Here is a 16,861-nt window from a genome sequence, read left to right as displayed (position 1 = left end):
GCTTAGGTAAATCTATTGGCAGGGAATAAATCTTATTTTATGAGCTCATAGCTCAACATCTATTGGCGGTGTTCTATTAGCTATTAGGCAATAAATACTTTACCATATTTATTTAGTTCTTCTAGGCCTTTTGTTTCATCAAAAATACCATATACTGCAGAACCTGAGCCACTCATGGAAGCATAATGAGCACCGAGCTCATAAAGCTTGTTTTTGATATCGGCAATGAGCGGATATTTTTCAAACAAGCTGAATTCAAAGTCATTACGTATATTTAGCTTCCACTCTTGTATAGGTAGTTTTATGGCTAATCGTAGGTCAATATCAGAGGCTGTGGGCATCACTTGACTATAAGCTTCGGCAGTTGAAATATGCACTGGAGGTTTTACGATGACCATCTGATAGCGGTTTAGTGAAAGTGCTATAGGTGATAAATCTGTGCCAGTTCCATGAGCATAACAAGGTTTATTATCGATAAAAAAAGGACAATCTGCCCCTAAACGAGATGCATACCTTAACATTTGTTCTTGCGGAATATTCAATTCAAAAAAATTATTCAACAAGTTTAACGTGGCACTTGCGTCGGAAGAACCTCCACCTAATCCAGCGCCAATAGGAATATTTTTTAGTAGGTGGATTGTTACCGCTGGAATATCATAATCCGCTTTAATCAATTGATACGCTTGAACACATAAATTAGTCATGGAAGGTTCTAAGTCTGTATTCCAGATATTAAATGCTAATTTATCAGAAGGTAAAACTTCGATTGCATCCGATATTTGAACAGGATAGAATATGGTTTCCAAATTATGATAGCCATCGGCACGTTTGGAGGTAATCTGTAGTCCTATATTGATTTTGGCGTTTGCGAATGTGAGCATGATCTGATAATTTCTAATTTCAGCAAGGTAAAAGCTCTACAAATGTTGGAATAACATCATAATATTCCAAATTATTTACACACAATACGCAAGGTTAATGTGCGTGAATTTTTCGTTGTTTTATTATATTTGAATGGAAAGACATCTATGCTGCAAAAATTTTTACTCGTATTTACGATACTACTCTTAAATCTACACAGTGGATATACCCAGGAAATACCACGTGTAGGTACGCCATATGTACAACAATACACGAAGTTTCAATACCAAGGGGGCAACCAAAATTGGAATATTGCAATCAGTCAAGAAGGTTTCATCTACGCCGCAAATACCGAAGGATTACTTTGTTTTGATGGGCATGAATGGAAGTTATATAGCGTAAAGAATGGCACCAGTCTACGGAGTGCCTATATTGACTCTAAGGGAAGAATTCTGGTTGGAGGTGAAGGAGAATTCGGTTATTGGACTCGTGGTTCTTTGGGTGAAATGAAGTACAGCAGCTTATCTGATCTAGTAAAAGACAAACAAAGTTTAAAACAAGATGAAATTTGGCGAATTATAGAACATGAAGACAAACTGTATTTTCATAGTTTCTCCAAAAATTACTGCTACGATGGAAAAAGCATTACAGAAATAAAAGCTGATGGTGAACCATTTTTATTTAGCTTCAAAGTAAGAAATAAACTCTATTTCGAACAGATACCTTCTGGATTACACGAGTTCCGGAACAATCAATTAATTCCTTTACATGAAGCTAATAAACTCAAGGATATGAACATCTTATCCATGTTAGCTTTCGATAAAGAAGAGACCCTTATCGCCACTGCGAATCATGGATTATTTATCCTGAATAAAGCTGGAGAAATTCGGGCCTGGGAAAATGAGGCACAAGATCTACTGAAAAAGCATCAAATCAACAATGGTATTTCTTTATTTTCCGATCAGTATGCTTTTGGAACAATACAAAACGGGGTTTATATCTTAAATAAAGCCGGTGAAATTGTTCAACACATCAACAAAAGTAATGGCCTACAAAACAATACGGTCCTTAGTTTAGCATTGGATAAACAATCGAACCTTTGGGTTGGCTTGGATAATGGGATTGATCGTATCGATATCAATAGTTCTTTGTTTTACTATACCGATTTGGGTGGTGGCCTAGGCACGGTATATACTTCTGTTTTGTTCAATAATCAAATTTATTTGGGTACCAATCAAGGCTTATTCGTGAGCGACTGGAAAGGAACCAATCAATACGAATCTCTTCAATTTCGCATTATTCCACAATCTCAAGGGCAGGTTTGGCAATTGACTGTGATGAACAAGCAATTGGTTTGTGGTCATAATAATGGCACATTTCTGGTTCAAAACAACCAATTAAAACGCATATCATCTTTTACTGGGGCTTGGAAATTTCAGCCCATCAATCAAAGTCCTTTTTGGCTACAAGGGAATTATACAGGTGTTGGTTTGATGCGAGAAAGCCCTGAAATCACCTTTGTGAAACAATTTAGCCAAAAACAAGCCACACCCATCCGCGATATTATTCAGCGCTCCCCACATGAATTTTGGCTGAGTAATAAACAGCATATCTATAATTTAAAATTAAGCAATGATTTTCAGGAGAGTAGCGAATTTTCGATTTATCAAAAAGGATTACCAGAACATATTCGAATCAATGGCTTGTTTAATTTAGCCAATAATATTGTGTTTGCCTCAGATTCTGGCTTTTATGTATATGATAATATTTTATGGGAATTTAAGCCTTATAAAGAACTCAATAAGCAATTAGGTAGCTTTTACAATGCTCATAAAGTTATTCCTATTCAGGACAATGAATATTGGTTCATCAAACCTTCTCACCTCGCTCATGTAAAATTCTCGCCTACTGGAACTATACAGATTGACTCCACTTCCTGGAATTCATTGAAGGGGCGCATGATGAATGAATATGAATATCTATTTCCTATCAATGATCAATTAACCTTAATAGGTCTTGATAATGGCTTCGCGTTATACTTTAAACAAAATGCAATAAAAGACAGTATACCTGCACCTTATGTTACTCAAGTATGGAATATTACGGATGGTATAAAGCCCATATATGAAAATTTGAATGTACCCTATTCCAAAAATAACATTCGTATATCCTTTGCCAGTCCATGGTACGAGTCTACAGCGATCAAGTACCAGTATAAACTGCTTGGTTATAAAGATACTTGGTCTGATTGGGATCAGGTTGGTTATCAAGATTTCACCAATTTGCCACATGGGGATTATGTATTTCAAGTTAAATCCATGAGTGCAAATGGCATTCAATCGGAAATTAGAGCGCTTAAAATTCATATTAATGCGCCTTGGTACTGGAGCTGGTGGTCTATATTGCTTTATATGCTGCTTATTGGAATTCTATTTTACCAATTCAACAAAAACTATCAAAGCCGATTATTACGTCATCAGAGTAAGCTAGAAGCTCAATTGCTTATCGATCAAGAAAAGAGATTAGCAAGGGAAGCTGAAGAGACTGAGCGTAAGCTGATGGCTATTAGAAACCAACAACTAGAACAAGAGTTGCAAAATAAAAATAGAGAGCTGTCAAATTCTGCGATGAATATTGTTTATAAAAACGAAATGTTAAACAATTTACACCAAGAACTATTGAATTTGAAAGACGCCCAAGGCAATCAACTTAACTTAGAACAATTAAGGAAAGTCAATAAATTAATTGATGAGGCTCATAATGATGATCGGGATTGGGATATCTTTGAAAAAAGCTTTAATGAATCGCATGAAAATTTCTTTAAGAAGCTTAAGCAGGCCTATCCAGAACTTGTACCAAACGATCTTAAACTTTGTGCCTATTTGAGATTGAATATGTCTAGCAAAGAAATAGCGAGTTTATTAAACATCAGTACACGCGGCGTCGAAATAAGAAGGTATAGACTTCGTAAAAAACTGAATCTTCCTACTCAAAAAAACCTAACAGAATTCCTGTTAGAACTGTAAGTGATTACTCATTATCGATAGTTTAGCGCCTATGCTTACGCTATTTTATGGGCAACTATTCACTTATATCGCCAACACAGCTCCCATATTTGTGTAAAATAACTACATCATTACCTATACAAAGACTATGTGTATTTTATACACAATCATAGGGAAATGATGAGGTAAATTTAATAGATAACATCCTATTTTTCAAGACAATAATCAAAACTAAATAGCTAAATGAGCAATTATTTACTGCTTGTAGTAGTAATGTGAACCTTTATTATTTTAAAACAATTTTAATACATCACATATTTGTTAATATAAACGTATTGAAGTAATTACTTACTAATAATCTAGCAATTAACCATAGTTACATGAGGAAATTATTTACACTGACCTTAGTTTTCCTAATAAGCCTAACCTGGCTATATGGACAAACCAAAACCGTTACAGGAGTTGTTATGGATCAGCAGGCCATGAAGCCTTTGTCTGGAGTAACCATTACAATCCAAGGTAAAACTGGAGGATCGCAAACGGATGAGGCAGGCCGTTTTAGCATTGATGCTACTCCTTCGGATCAATTAATATTTACCTATATAGGGTACAAAAGATTAAATCTGGTTGTTGGGCAACAAACTGATTTAACCGTAAACCTAGAGAGCGATGATATGTCTTTAGAAGAGGTTGTGGTGGTAGGTTATGGTACATCCAAAAAAGCCGATTTGACAGGGGCTATTGGAAGTGTTAAAGCCGCCGATATTGCGCAGCAACCTGCAATGTCTGCAATTCAATCTATACAAGGTAAATTATCGGGTGTTAATATTACAGCATCTGAAGCACCGGGTTCTACACCGCAAATTGTGATTCGTGGATTGGGTACTGCCTTAGGAGGCCGTGACCCTTTGTACATAGTGGATGGGTTCCCAGTTGATAATTTAAATAACATAAACCCTGCCGATATCGAATCTATGGACGTCTTAAAAGATGCTTCTTCTGCATCCATTTATGGTATTCGCGCGGCTAATGGGGTAATTATGGTGACCACGAAGAAAGGGCGTGCAGGAACTGTAAACATCAGCTACCAAGGATATGCAGGTATGAAAAACATCTTGAATAAGGTGAAAATGGCAGATGCCAGTCAATACATTACTTATTACAATGAAAATCAAGCAGGATTAGGATCAGCGTTTCGATTAAATGCTACGCAAGCAAACAACACCGATTGGTTTGATGAATTGCTTCAAAATGGAGCGGTATATAATAACAATATTCAAATATCTGGAGGATCTGAACACGTAGATTATTTGCTATCTGCGAATAACTTTACCGAAAACGGTATTTTAGATGGCTCTAAGTTTGTAAGAAATACCATTCGCAATAACAATACCTACAAATTTTTAGAAGGCCGTTTGAAATTCAGTCAAAATCTTAACCTGAATTTCAACAATTCAACCCCAAAGCCATTTGATGCTTTCAATTCGGCGTATAGGCAATCTCCTTTGGTTCCTACATTTTATGATAATGGAAGATATGGAGCACCTTTATATAACCAAAACACTGGAGAAGTCACGTATTTATTTGGTGCTGGCGAACGGTTAGGATCACTTAACAATACAGGAAACCCATTATTCCAAGTAAATAGACACAATGAATTATTAAGAAATATCGCCATTCAGGGAGGAATTGAAGGTGAATTTAAGATCACCGATTACTTAAAAATAAATTCTCGTATTGGTGGAAATAAACGCTATGGTAAAACACGTATTTATGCCGACGTATTGAATGAATACCTACAAGGTAATCCTAATCGCACTGAAGCAGAATTTGAAGGATTGAAAAGCACCAACCCTACTTCTTTAAATTACGTTTACAATCGTTTAAACTACCGTAATACAGAGTCATTTAGCTGGATATGGGAAAACTTCATCACTTTCCAAAAAACGTTTGATAAGCATAATCTAGAAGCATTGGCTGGTTTTTCTAGACAAAAGGATAATATTGGTAACTTCTTTGAAGCAACGGGTTATGATTTGCCAAATCAGGAACAATATTGGAATTTGAATTTTGCATCTTCTGACTATCAGAAAATTGTATTGCAATCTTTAACACAAGAGCGTGCGCTTGCCTCCTATTTTGGTCGTGTTCAGTACAATTACGATAGTAAATACTATGCTACCGCCACTTACCGCTACGATGGAACCTCTGTGTTCAGAAGTACTGGCAAGTATTACGCAGGTCTTCCTTCTTTTGGTTTAGGATGGACCATCAGCAATGAAGATTTCTTACAAGATCACAGCAGCATCAATTTCCTTAAGCTACGTGCAAATTGGGGAAAATTAGGAAACCAAGAGATTCCATTAAATGTTTCTCAAATATTAACCAGTGCGGGAAGTTCCAATTATAATTATGTTTTTGGACCTGGTCAGGATTTGGTATTTGGAGCAGCATTTGGATCTCGTGCAAGAAATGTTTTTTGGGAAATTACCCGTGAAGCAGGTGTAGGATTGGATTTCGAATTGTGGAAAAGCTTATCGGGATCGATAGATTACTATAATAAATTGAACACGAATGTCATTCTAAATGTTAGACCAACGTTGAGTTCTCCATTCTCTACTGATTTTTACGATCATGGAGGAAAGGTTAGCAATTCGGGGGTAGAACTAGCATTAAATTGGAGTAAAACTGTTTCAGAAGATCTAAATTATAAATTTGGCGTTACCTATGGTTATAATAAGAATGAAGTAATTGATGTAGTTCCATCATACGATCGCAGTCAAGGGGGAAGTTTATCCAACGGAGAAGTGACTAAGGAATTGCGCGAAGGTCAATCCATCTATTCTTGGTGGTTATTTGAAACCGATGGCGTATGGCAATCCGCAGATGAAATCGCTAATAATCCAAAGTATGGTAACCCTCGTGTAGGTCATTTACGTTATAAAGATCAAAATGGAGATGGATTAATTGATTCTAGAGATAAGAAACATTTTGGCAGCTACTTACCTACCTCTACCTATGGTATTAATTTAGCGATAAATTATAAAGCTTTAGACTTCTTATTGCAAGGATATGGAGTTGCTGGAAATAAAATCTACAATGGTTTAAAAGGAACACGTATTAACGGTGGTGAGAATATCTCTGAAGATATCTTCTTAGACCGATGGACTCCAGAAAATAAAAGTAATGTTCACCCAGGTGCAGACCGTGACGCGATAGCTTCCAGCTATTATTTAGAATCAGGAAACTATTTCAGGATCAATAACATCACACTGGGTTATACGTTCAAAAATCTATATTCCAGCAAATCTAACTTAAGACTTTATCTAATGGCACAGAATCCATTCATTTTCACAAAATACAGTGGATTTTCACCAGAGATTGCAAGTGATGGAAGACCAGATTTAACACCGGGTATTGAACTTTCTGCCTACCCTACAACTAGGAATTTCTTATTTGGTCTAAATGTTCAATTCTAACGGTAAAAGAAAATGATTATGAAATTAAAACACTTAAATATAGCCTTATTAGCAGCTGCAGGATTTATGTTCCAGGGCTGTTCAAATGATTTCTTAGATGTACCTTCTACGGAAATCATTGAAGCTGGAGATAGTGATGTGAAGGTAACACCGGAGGAATTTGTAAATGGGATATACGGTATGTTTACCGAATGGGACTATGCTTTTTCTTTCTTAGCAATTACCGATATGATCTCAGATAATTCCGACAAAGGTTCTGAAATCTCTGATCCTGGTGGTGATAAAATGCTGTTTGATGAGTTGACGTTTACAACCACTGCAGGATCTTTAGAATCCATGTGGCAACGTTGGTACAAATCCATTGGACGTGCTACGGAATCCATCAAATACACCGAAGAATTTGGATTAACCGATGCTGCATATAAAAATAGACTGATTGGTGAAGCTCAGTACCTAAGAGCATTAAATTACTTTTATTTAGTACGTGGTTGGGGCGATATACCTATTCAAGAAATTAGTGTATCAGAACGCAAACCTGCAAATGAAGTGTACGATTATATTGTAGCAGACCTGTTAGCAGCTATAGGAAACCTACCGGAAAAATCTGCTTATCCAGCAAAAGATTTAGGCCGTGCTACCAAAGGTGCTGCTCAAGCTCTATTGGCGAAGGTATACCTATATCGTCAAGATTGGCAAAATGCCTTTACGATGGCTAAGACAGTAATCGGTTCTGGACAATATAGCTTAGAAACGGATTATGCTAAAATATGGAGAGCTGAAACGGAAAATGGGAAAGAATCAATTTTTGAATTCCAAGGAAGAGGCCAATCCATTGCTCACGGTATTCAACAATATTCCGAAACTCAAGGACCTCGTGGTGGTACTACCCCAATTGGATGGGGTTTTAATACGCCTTCGCAAAATTTAGTAGATGCCTTTGACGCCGAAGGAGATGCTATCCGAAAAGATGCAACCATAATCTTTGATGGGGAAACATTATGGGATGGAACATTGATTTCATCTACAATCAACCCTCGGTATAATGAAAAAGCATTTTCATCTGCCAATAGAGGCTCTGGTGATGGTGATAAAAACATTCGTTACATGCGATTGGGCGAAGTATACTTAATCCTTGCTGAGGCAGCAAATGAATTAAATAATAATTCGGAAGCATTAGCCGCATTGAATATGGTTCGAGATCGCGTAGATCTAGAAATTGTAAACGACAACAATCAGGCAAGCTTACGTCAAAAGATTTGGAAGGAAAGACGATTAGAATTGGCGATGGAACATGATCGTTGGTTTGACTTGGTTCGTACCAAACAAGCAGAAACGGCCATGAAAGCCAATGGTAAAGCATTTTTACCAAAACACTATTTATTCCCAATCCCTGAGGCACAACGGGTACAAACCCCAGAAATGTCTCAAAATCAAGATTGGTAACCTACAGGGAAGGTGTACACCTTCCCTATTTTTAATTAACTATGAGACCTATACTAGCCTTATTTCTTTTTCTATTGATGAGTTGTTCCAAGTCTGAACAAGGTCCAATAGCATCAAACCCCAGCTTTCAAGTATTGGATGTGCAGCATGCCGACCAATCTTTAGGGGGCATTTCGAAAGGAATACCGCTAAACGCATCATTCAGGTTAACGTTTGAACAGGCCTTGGACGTAAGCCAGTTGGAAAAATACATTTATGTAGAAGAATCTGATAAAACCAGCCTTCCAGTTCAATTGCAGGTATCTGCGGATAAAAAAACTGTGCAGGTTCAACCAAAAACAAGCTATAAAGGCCTAACAAGCTATCAATTACATATAAGCAATTCGTTAAAAAGTATAGATGGGGCAGCTTTAAAGCAAGCCAGTAGTTATACCTTTCATACTGCAGTAGATGATCGAGATAAATTCCCGAGGATATCCGAAGAGGAATTACTCCAAAAAGTACAAAAGCAAACATTTGCTTTTTTCTGGGACTATGCGCATCCCCATTCGGGCATGATTAGGGAGCGTCATAGTTCAGGAGAAACCGTAACGATTGGCGGAACAGGATTCGGCGTTATGGCTATTTTAGTTGCTGTAGAGCGGCAGTTTATCACGAGGACGCAAGGACTTGAACGCCTTAATAAAATTGTACATTTCTTACAAAATGCAGACACCTACCATGGTGCATTTTCGCATTGGTATCATGGAGCAACGGGCAAAACGATTCCTTTCAGTCCCAAAGATGATGGTGCGGATTTAGTCGAAACAGCCTTATTATTTCAAGGATTATTAGCTGCACGTGAGTATTTTCAAGACGCCACGTTAACACAGGACATCAATACACTTTATCAAGCCGTGGAATGGAATTTCTTTCAGCAAGGGCAAGACGTATTGTATTGGCATTGGAGTCCAACACAAGCTTGGGCAATGAATCTCAAAATTTCAGGATGGAATGAATCACTCCTCGTATATGTGTTGGCGGCAGGTTCAACAAATTATAGCATTAGCAAAAATGTATATGATGCAGGTTGGGCAAGAAATGGCGCAATGAAGAACGGAAAAAGCTTTTACAATTATGATTTGCCCCTAGGAGCAGATTTGGGGGGACCACTATTTGTATCACAATACAGCTTTTTAGGAATTAATCCGACCGGTCTAAAAGATGCTTATGCGGACTATGAATTGCAGACTAAAAACCATACCCTGATTAATAGAGCGTATAGCATAGAAAATCCTAAACAATATTACGGCTATTCTTCCAGCTGTTGGGGATTGACCGCAGGTGATATTCCTACTGGTTATGGAGCTCAATCACCTAGCAATGATATAGGTGTTATTGCGCCTACTGCTGCTCTATCCTCCATGGCATTCACTCCTAATGAATCCAAAGAAGCATTAAGCTATTTTTATTATAAATTAGGAGATAAAATATGGGGGGAATATGGGTTTAAAGATGGATTTTCCTTAGATCAATTGTGGTTTGCAGACAGCTATATCGCGATAGACCAAGGACCAATCATTATAGGCATAGAAAATTACCGCAGTCAACTCATTTGGAAACAAGTAATGAAAGCTGCAGAAATAAAAAATGGACTCAAGAAACTTGGGTTTACATCACCTAACTTATAATTAACTATGAAAATTTTCAACCTCGTAGGTTGTGGCATTCTTGCTTGCGGATTTTTACTCAGTTGTAATACATCCACTAAAAAAGAACAGCAGCAATCTTCAACAGTAGCGTCAAAAGATTCAGATGAAGCATTATTAGATCAGATTCAAAAGCAAACCTTCCGTTATTTTTGGGAAGGAGCAGAACCTACTTCTGGCTTAGCAAGGGAACGAATACATATCGATGGTAACTATCCGGAGAATGATCAACAAGTCATTACCATTGGTGGAAGTGGCTTTGGAATCATGGGGATGGTGGTCGCGATGGAAAGAGGCTATATCAGCAAGGATCAAGGCGCTCAACGATTAGATTCCATTATGAATTACCTCGCGGAGATCCCAAGGTTCAAAGGCGCTTGGTCACATTGGTACCATGGGGATAGCAAAAAAGTAAAAGCATTCTCCGAAAAGGATAATGGAGGTGACATTGTGGAAACAGCCTTTCTTACACAAGCCTTAATCGTCGTACGAGAATATTTTAAAAATGGCGATGAATTACAAAAAACGGTAGCACAGAAGGCCGATGATTTATGGAAGGGAATCGATTGGAAGCATTATACCAATGGTAAAAACGTACTCTATTGGCATTGGAGCCCATCCCATCAATTTGGAATGAATCATGCAATTCAAGGATATGATGAATGTTTAATAACCTATGTTTTGGCAGCCTCTTCGCCTACGCATCCGATAGATACTGCTGTATATCGGGAAGGCTGGGCACGCTCAGGTAAGATCGTTTCAGACCTGCAAAAATTACATATTCCTATAGGCATAAAACACAATGCCAAAGAGGCTGAAGTTGGCCCCTTATTTTGGGCACATTATTCCTTCACAGGCTTGAATCCAATTGGCTTATCCGATTCCTACGTGAACTATGAAGAGGTGGTCAAGAATCATACACAAATCAATATTGCCTATGCGGAAGCTAATCCCAAACAGTTTAAAGGCTATGGTAAAGATAAAGGATGGGGATTGACCGCAAGTTATTCCATTGCAGGATACGACGCTCATCATCCCGATAATGACAAATCGGTGATTAGTCCTACAGCAGCTTTATCCTCTATGCCGTATGCTCCGAAAGAGAGTATTGCATTTGCACGATACCTATTAGATTCCTTGGACACAAAAGTTTGGGGCAAATATGGTTTTTATGATGCATATAGCGAAACAGAGAACTGGTATCCCCAACGCTATTTGGCAATAGACCAAGGTCCTATTGTTGTAATGATTGAAAATTATCGCAGTGGATTAATATGGGAGCTATTTATGAGTGCTCCAGAAATTCAAGCAGGATTAAAAAAATTAGGATTTAATCATCCTTAATTACGCAATGGTTGACATAAAAAAAGCAGTGAATTACAAAGACAATTCACTGCTTTTTTTATAGATTATGCTATACCTTAATTTTCAAAATAATAGGTTACTTCAATAAATCGTTCAATTTCACTTTCCTCATCTTGAGAGATTTGGAATTGTTTGATAAGCCCTGCTACACTGATTTCTTTCTCTGGAAGTGGTTCAGCTTCCTTATCATGTGCGATTAAAAAGCTTTCATTGTTTTCCTCATCAAACAATTGATAAACGGTGTAAGCATCCGTAATCGGAATCAAACTGAACACATCGATTACCGGTACCATGATAAAGCCGGTAACATATCCCACTTCTTCAATTTTTTTGGGAATTCCACGAACAAATACTGCACTCGCCAATTTAAGGTCATCAAAGCCGTCCATTCTTATCAGTTCCTTTCCCCTGAATTTATCATACTGTGCACTTAGATGATCATCAAATCTACCTTCTACTTCCAATCGCTCGCGAGCAGATAGTTTACTTAGCGCCAATTGAAGGAAAAGCACCGCTTTTTGCTTCTGAAAAGCAGCTCCTGCAACTTTTCCGATTTCAGAAGAGGAAATGATATCATCATCCGCTTGGGTAAAAAAATCATAGAATTGACCGCCATTATCCAAAGAATCTATTGCCTGGCTTACACTTGTATAGGGTTTAATTAGTTTCATAAGTTCGAGTTATATGAGCTTAAAATTAGTTTAATCAAATGATTATAGCAACAGTAAAGATTTAATTCACAGGATTTGAGGAGCCTTCTGCCTTATGTTTACCCCAATTATCATCAAAGAGTTTGATGTATTCTAAAAATATAACTCCGGGTTCTGCATATTGAATTAATAAACTCTTCCACTCCTCATACTTCACTTTGTCCATTTTATGAAAATAACCCTGAAGCATATTAACGGCCATTTCCGCTTGTTGATATTTATTTTTAGTTAGTGATATGCCTTTTTTATACATTTTTTCAGCTTCGTTGATATTATCCAAATACTTATACGCGTATCCAAGTTCACGGTAATACCAGAAATTAGAAGGATCGTGCTTAATTGCTTCATTTAATATCACCACTGCCTTATAAAAGCTATTTGTTGCATTATATGCAAAAGCTAATTCAAACTCTAAGCCATCAGCATGCGGATTTTTTTGATAGATTGCTTGAAGGATGGGAATTGCTTTATGACTTGCTCCAACCGCATTAAACCACCTCCCTCTACTAATTTCATAACCATCTGTCCCCTTTTTAGTTTGGTATAATGCCAACCATTCCGGTAAGGGTGCTAATCCTAAATTTTTAATTTGAGCATCCGATAAGACCGCCACATCTGAAGTATTGGTTTCCAATCGTTTTCTTATACTGGCTTCTTCCAGCAACTTTGTTAAAGGTAGTGTAGGTTTATCTAAGTCCATATATCCTTCAAAATAGAAGGTTGGGCCAGATTCTTCATCTAAATAAATAAACCCTACTGAAGCTTTATTTGTGTTTTCATCTACTGAAAATACCACCCAACGGTCGAACGCATCATAAAATTTGGTATTGAATTGAAGGTCCTGACTTTGACTGATTCCATACGGAATATTACATATGCTGAGCATTATGGATAAGAAGAGAATTCTATACTGTATCATCCAATTATTTCTTTTTCCCAAAATACAAGAATTCTCCCAAAGAAGTGGATGACCAAATGTTAAAAAATATAGGTTTAAATTCAATGTGAATAACAATAGGCTTAATCGGAATGATTTGTTGTATGCTTTTAATCGGTTCAATCCTAGTCACTCCAAAATAATGCTCCTTCGATTGCCCAATCACTCGACCTTGCTTATCATACAGGACTCCTTCTTCATACCAACCTAAAAAACGACCATTAAAACCGATCACTTGATTATCTTCCCCATCGGTTTTTAGAAATGCCATCGGCGTTCCATTCCAATTAAATAGAGTTCCATCCCGATCGAAGTCAATATAGGCCGTTGGTTCACCATTTTTATTATATAGTGAAAGTTGTTGAGCTTGGCAGATAAACAAGCTACTCATAACAAAAACAAATAAACAGATATTGGATTTAAATAGATTCATCACATTAGGCATTTAGTTTTGATTTGGACAAAAACCAACCCAATTGGTTTAAGATAAAGGAAAATTATTTTCAGTTAGTAACAAAACAAATGAATTATTCAGCTCCAAATAAACAAATAAAAATTAATTCTCCTCATTTTCAGAGCACTAATAATTTTGTTTTGGAGAGCGATTGAAATTTTCTACTTTTGTCGCGGAGAGTTGGCAGAGTGGTCGAATGCGGCAGTCTTGAAAACTGTTGACTGTTACAGGTCCGGGGGTTCGAATCCCTCACTCTCCGCCAATATAAGTTTCAAAGCTTTTAAAAAAGCTCATAAAAACACTAAAAGCCTGCAAAATAACGTTTTGCAGGCTTTTTTAATTTTAGACTTATCCCAAAATTTTTAAAAACACTCCTAAAAGTTATGGCATGATCGTGGCAATAATTCTCTTCGTCAAAACGGAAACTATTTATGTTCGGAAATTTGGTATTTATATCTGTATTCAAAGTAAAGTCTGAAATATGAATTAATCATTCTATAATTTGAATAAAACCTTACCCCTGTTTTTAAACTTTCCATATTAATATATGTTTTTTTTAGAAAACTATTAACTGAAAAAATATAGAAAGATCAAGAAAAAATAGTTCATAAAACTTTATCAGGGAAATTCATCATACGACTAAGAGTATCTTCTCTTTAAATTAAAAACATTTATGTAATGTAAGCTTTGTATGTAAAGATATCCTTTACATTAATGTTTTAAGTCTAATAATGAAATAAAGAATTTTTTGAAACTAAGGAATAAGTAATTTGAAAGTGATGAAACTCTAGAAGCGAATCTATTTTTGCTCTATGCAAATTTCCTATAAAACAATATTAGAAGGAAATTGGATGTAGTATAGATAAGTTTTATAAAACTTATCTTCAAAAAAAACCTCTTTAATTGAGTGAGATAATTTTTTTTTAAAAGAATCAGTTTACGAATTCTATAATATATGATTTATAGACAATTCAAGTTGTGCCATTAATACTTAAAAATTTAGTTTTGATTATTTTCTAAATTTTCATAGGTGTAATTTCTTCTAAAGAAAAAGTATGAAATAAAAAAAATTAAAATTAAGGCAATAAAATAACCTCCATAAAGGATTAAAATCAATATTAGAAAGTAGTATATACTTATACATTTTATTACTGATAAAGGACGATTTCCAATCGATAATATAAAACTTCTAATAGCCAGCATAAATATTATTATTGAACAAAAGGCTAATATTGAAGATTGGAATTTTAATAATATGGCTATATAAATGATTTCAGGTATAATCAAAACTAGATAATAAGGTATGGGTAGTATAAAGCGTTTTACACTATTTATAGGAAAATTAAGTAAAAATGCCATTGAACTACCCTCAAATATAAAATCTTTGTATAACAAAAATGAATTAAAGCAACTTAAAGTAAGAGCTACAAAAATAACATATCGATAATCATTTACTGTGGTTTCGATATTAAACAATATAATCAATATGTAGATTGTGAGGATAGATAATACCTTCGATGCAATCAAAGGCCCTAGATTATGATTTATATGATTAAAAAGATTAAGCAAATACTGTTGTCCTTTGCCTAATTTGAAACTGCTTATTCTAAATAATTTTTCTTTTTCTGAAATATTAAATAGACGAAAATGATTAATATAAATTACAGAAATAACCATTAAAACGAATACATAGATCAAATTAACGAGACCTAAAAGATTATTTTCTAAATAACACCCTATGAATACAGAGTATATTGAGAATAATAGCAGAGGTAAAAATACCACCAATAGAACTAGAAACCAAAGCGATCGTCGATTAGTAGACTTCATACCATTCAATGTATATTGAATAAAAGAATTCCTCTCTTGGGTAAGCTCAAATCTTAAATATTTTAGAAATATTACGGTATAAATCAGTGAAAAAATCCAGAAAATAAGAATAAATATAGGGTCAGTAGCAATTTTTAAAGAAATCAACATTGTCCAAAAATCACGTGTTTCTAATAAAAATTCTCCCGCAGTTTGGATATAAATACAGTAACTAAAAGACATACAAAACCCAAACAAAAAAGCCTTTGCGTATTTTTTATAAAAACCTTTTGCAAAAATATTGACAAGTATTGATTTCATCACACTTTTGATTTTACTATAATACCTTTATTTAATTGTATTTCTTTAGCAGGAAAGGGCAAAGAATCTAGATGTGATGTCATAATTATTATTCCATTGTTTTTTTTAAATTGACAAATCCAATCGCTCAGGAATGCAGAGGCTTCGAGATCCAATGTAATATATGGTTCATCCAACAAAACTAATTTAACATTGCCCGCAAAAGCCAATAATATAGATAGCTTTTTAAGCATCCCACTTGAATACTGAGAAATAGGTTGATCATATATATATTCTTCCATATCAAAACATTTTATCATAGGAATTACATAATCAATTTTTGTATTCTTACTTTTGACAAAAAAATCAAGAAGGTGATATCCAATTAAGAAATCAGGATAAATGGGTTCTGTTGGCGAATAATTTACGAGCTGTAAATAATTTTCTGGTTTTTTCTTCAATGAAGTATTATCAAATAAAACATCTCCGTTAAAAGATAATAAGCCGGCCAAACACTTAAGAAGAGTACTTTTACCAGAGCCATTCTGTCCTTTAATCCAATATATATTTTCTTGAAATTCTAAATGTGGAATATTTAAAGCTAATAATGTTCCATAATGCTTCTTTAAATTATTGATTTTTAGCATTTTTATTTCGAATTATATCTAACATTTTTCAATCTCTATTAAATTACTAATTAATAATTAATAAATTGTAAATCGTCAGCAAAAAGTGGACACGTTTGAATCTTAACTAAGAGAGTGTTTTATTCAAAAACACTTAACTTTAGTAATATGGGAAGACCAATAA

11 protein-coding genes and 1 tRNA gene are annotated in these 16,861 nt (G+C 35.4%); 6 read left to right on the top strand and 6 right to left on the bottom strand.

What is annotated here, in order from left to right; translation table 11 throughout:
- Positions 1-83 precede the first annotated feature (83 nt).
- Positions 84-881, bottom strand: a complete 798-nt coding sequence (ispE, locus tag ACFRAE_RS14490) for a 4-(cytidine 5'-diphospho)-2-C-methyl-D-erythritol kinase (protein WP_422797884.1) — start codon at positions 879-881, stop codon at positions 84-86.
- 147 nt (positions 882-1,028) lie between these two features.
- Between ispE and ACFRAE_RS14485 the strand changes: the two genes are divergently transcribed.
- The 5 genes from ACFRAE_RS14485 to ACFRAE_RS14465 all read left to right on the top strand — a co-directional run bounded on the left by ACFRAE_RS14485 (position 1,029) and on the right by ACFRAE_RS14465 (position 11,820).
- Complete coding sequence (locus ACFRAE_RS14485; RefSeq protein WP_422797883.1) at positions 1,029-3,887, top strand: triple tyrosine motif-containing protein; 2,859 nt, start codon at positions 1,029-1,031, stop codon at positions 3,885-3,887.
- Between the two features lie 359 nt (positions 3,888-4,246).
- Positions 4,247-7,345: a SusC/RagA family TonB-linked outer membrane protein gene (locus ACFRAE_RS14480; RefSeq protein WP_422797882.1), complete on the top strand. Its 3,099-nt coding sequence runs from the start codon at positions 4,247-4,249 to the stop codon at positions 7,343-7,345.
- Between the two features lie 18 nt (positions 7,346-7,363).
- Positions 7,364-8,788 (top strand): RagB/SusD family nutrient uptake outer membrane protein, encoded by a 1,425-nt coding sequence (locus ACFRAE_RS14475; RefSeq protein ID WP_422797881.1) that lies wholly within the window; start codon positions 7,364-7,366, stop codon positions 8,786-8,788.
- A gap of 41 nt (positions 8,789-8,829) precedes the next feature.
- On the top strand, positions 8,830-10,458 hold the full coding sequence (locus ACFRAE_RS14470) for a glucoamylase family protein (protein ID WP_422797880.1): 1,629 nt from the start codon (positions 8,830-8,832) through the stop codon (positions 10,456-10,458).
- Between the two features lie 6 nt (positions 10,459-10,464).
- Entirely contained in the window at positions 10,465-11,820 is a 1,356-nt protein-coding gene (locus ACFRAE_RS14465; protein WP_422797879.1) for a glucoamylase family protein, read from the top strand.
- 77 nt (positions 11,821-11,897) lie between these two features.
- Here the strand turns inward: ACFRAE_RS14465 and ACFRAE_RS14460 are convergent, their stop codons facing one another.
- The 3 genes from ACFRAE_RS14460 to ACFRAE_RS14450 all read right to left on the bottom strand — a co-directional run bounded on the left by ACFRAE_RS14460 (position 11,898) and on the right by ACFRAE_RS14450 (position 13,879).
- Complete coding sequence (locus ACFRAE_RS14460) at positions 11,898-12,512, bottom strand: hypothetical protein (RefSeq protein WP_422797878.1); 615 nt, start codon at positions 12,510-12,512, stop codon at positions 11,898-11,900.
- 61 nt (positions 12,513-12,573) lie between these two features.
- Positions 12,574-13,470, bottom strand: coding sequence for a tetratricopeptide repeat protein (locus ACFRAE_RS14455; RefSeq protein WP_422797877.1), 897 nt, complete (start codon positions 13,468-13,470; stop codon positions 12,574-12,576).
- A 4-nt stretch (positions 13,471-13,474) separates the two neighbouring features.
- Positions 13,475-13,879, bottom strand: coding sequence for a 4-fold beta flower protein (locus tag ACFRAE_RS14450; protein ID WP_422797876.1), 405 nt, complete (start codon positions 13,877-13,879; stop codon positions 13,475-13,477).
- 237 nt (positions 13,880-14,116) lie between these two features.
- Here ACFRAE_RS14450 and ACFRAE_RS14445 point away from each other — a divergent pair.
- A tRNA-Ser gene (locus ACFRAE_RS14445) sits at positions 14,117-14,204 on the top strand.
- A 737-nt stretch (positions 14,205-14,941) separates the two neighbouring features.
- Here ACFRAE_RS14445 and ACFRAE_RS14440 read toward each other — a convergent pair.
- Positions 14,942-16,072 (bottom strand): hypothetical protein, encoded by a 1,131-nt coding sequence (locus ACFRAE_RS14440; RefSeq protein WP_422797875.1) that lies wholly within the window; start codon positions 16,070-16,072, stop codon positions 14,942-14,944.
- The gene (locus ACFRAE_RS14435; RefSeq protein ID WP_422797874.1) at positions 16,072-16,698 is read right to left on the bottom strand and encodes an ABC transporter ATP-binding protein; all 627 of its coding nucleotides are present in this window, start codon (positions 16,696-16,698) and stop codon (positions 16,072-16,074) included. The genes ACFRAE_RS14440 and ACFRAE_RS14435 overlap by 1 nt, the downstream gene beginning before the upstream one ends.
- Between the last annotated feature and the right edge of the window lie 163 nt (positions 16,699-16,861).

It is taken from the genome of Sphingobacterium sp. HJSM2_6 (assembly GCF_049316305.1).
Classification (GTDB): domain Bacteria; phylum Bacteroidota; class Bacteroidia; order Sphingobacteriales; family Sphingobacteriaceae; genus Sphingobacterium.
Note: the sequence above shows the minus strand (reverse complement) of the source record. Positions and strands in the feature narration are given on the sequence as shown.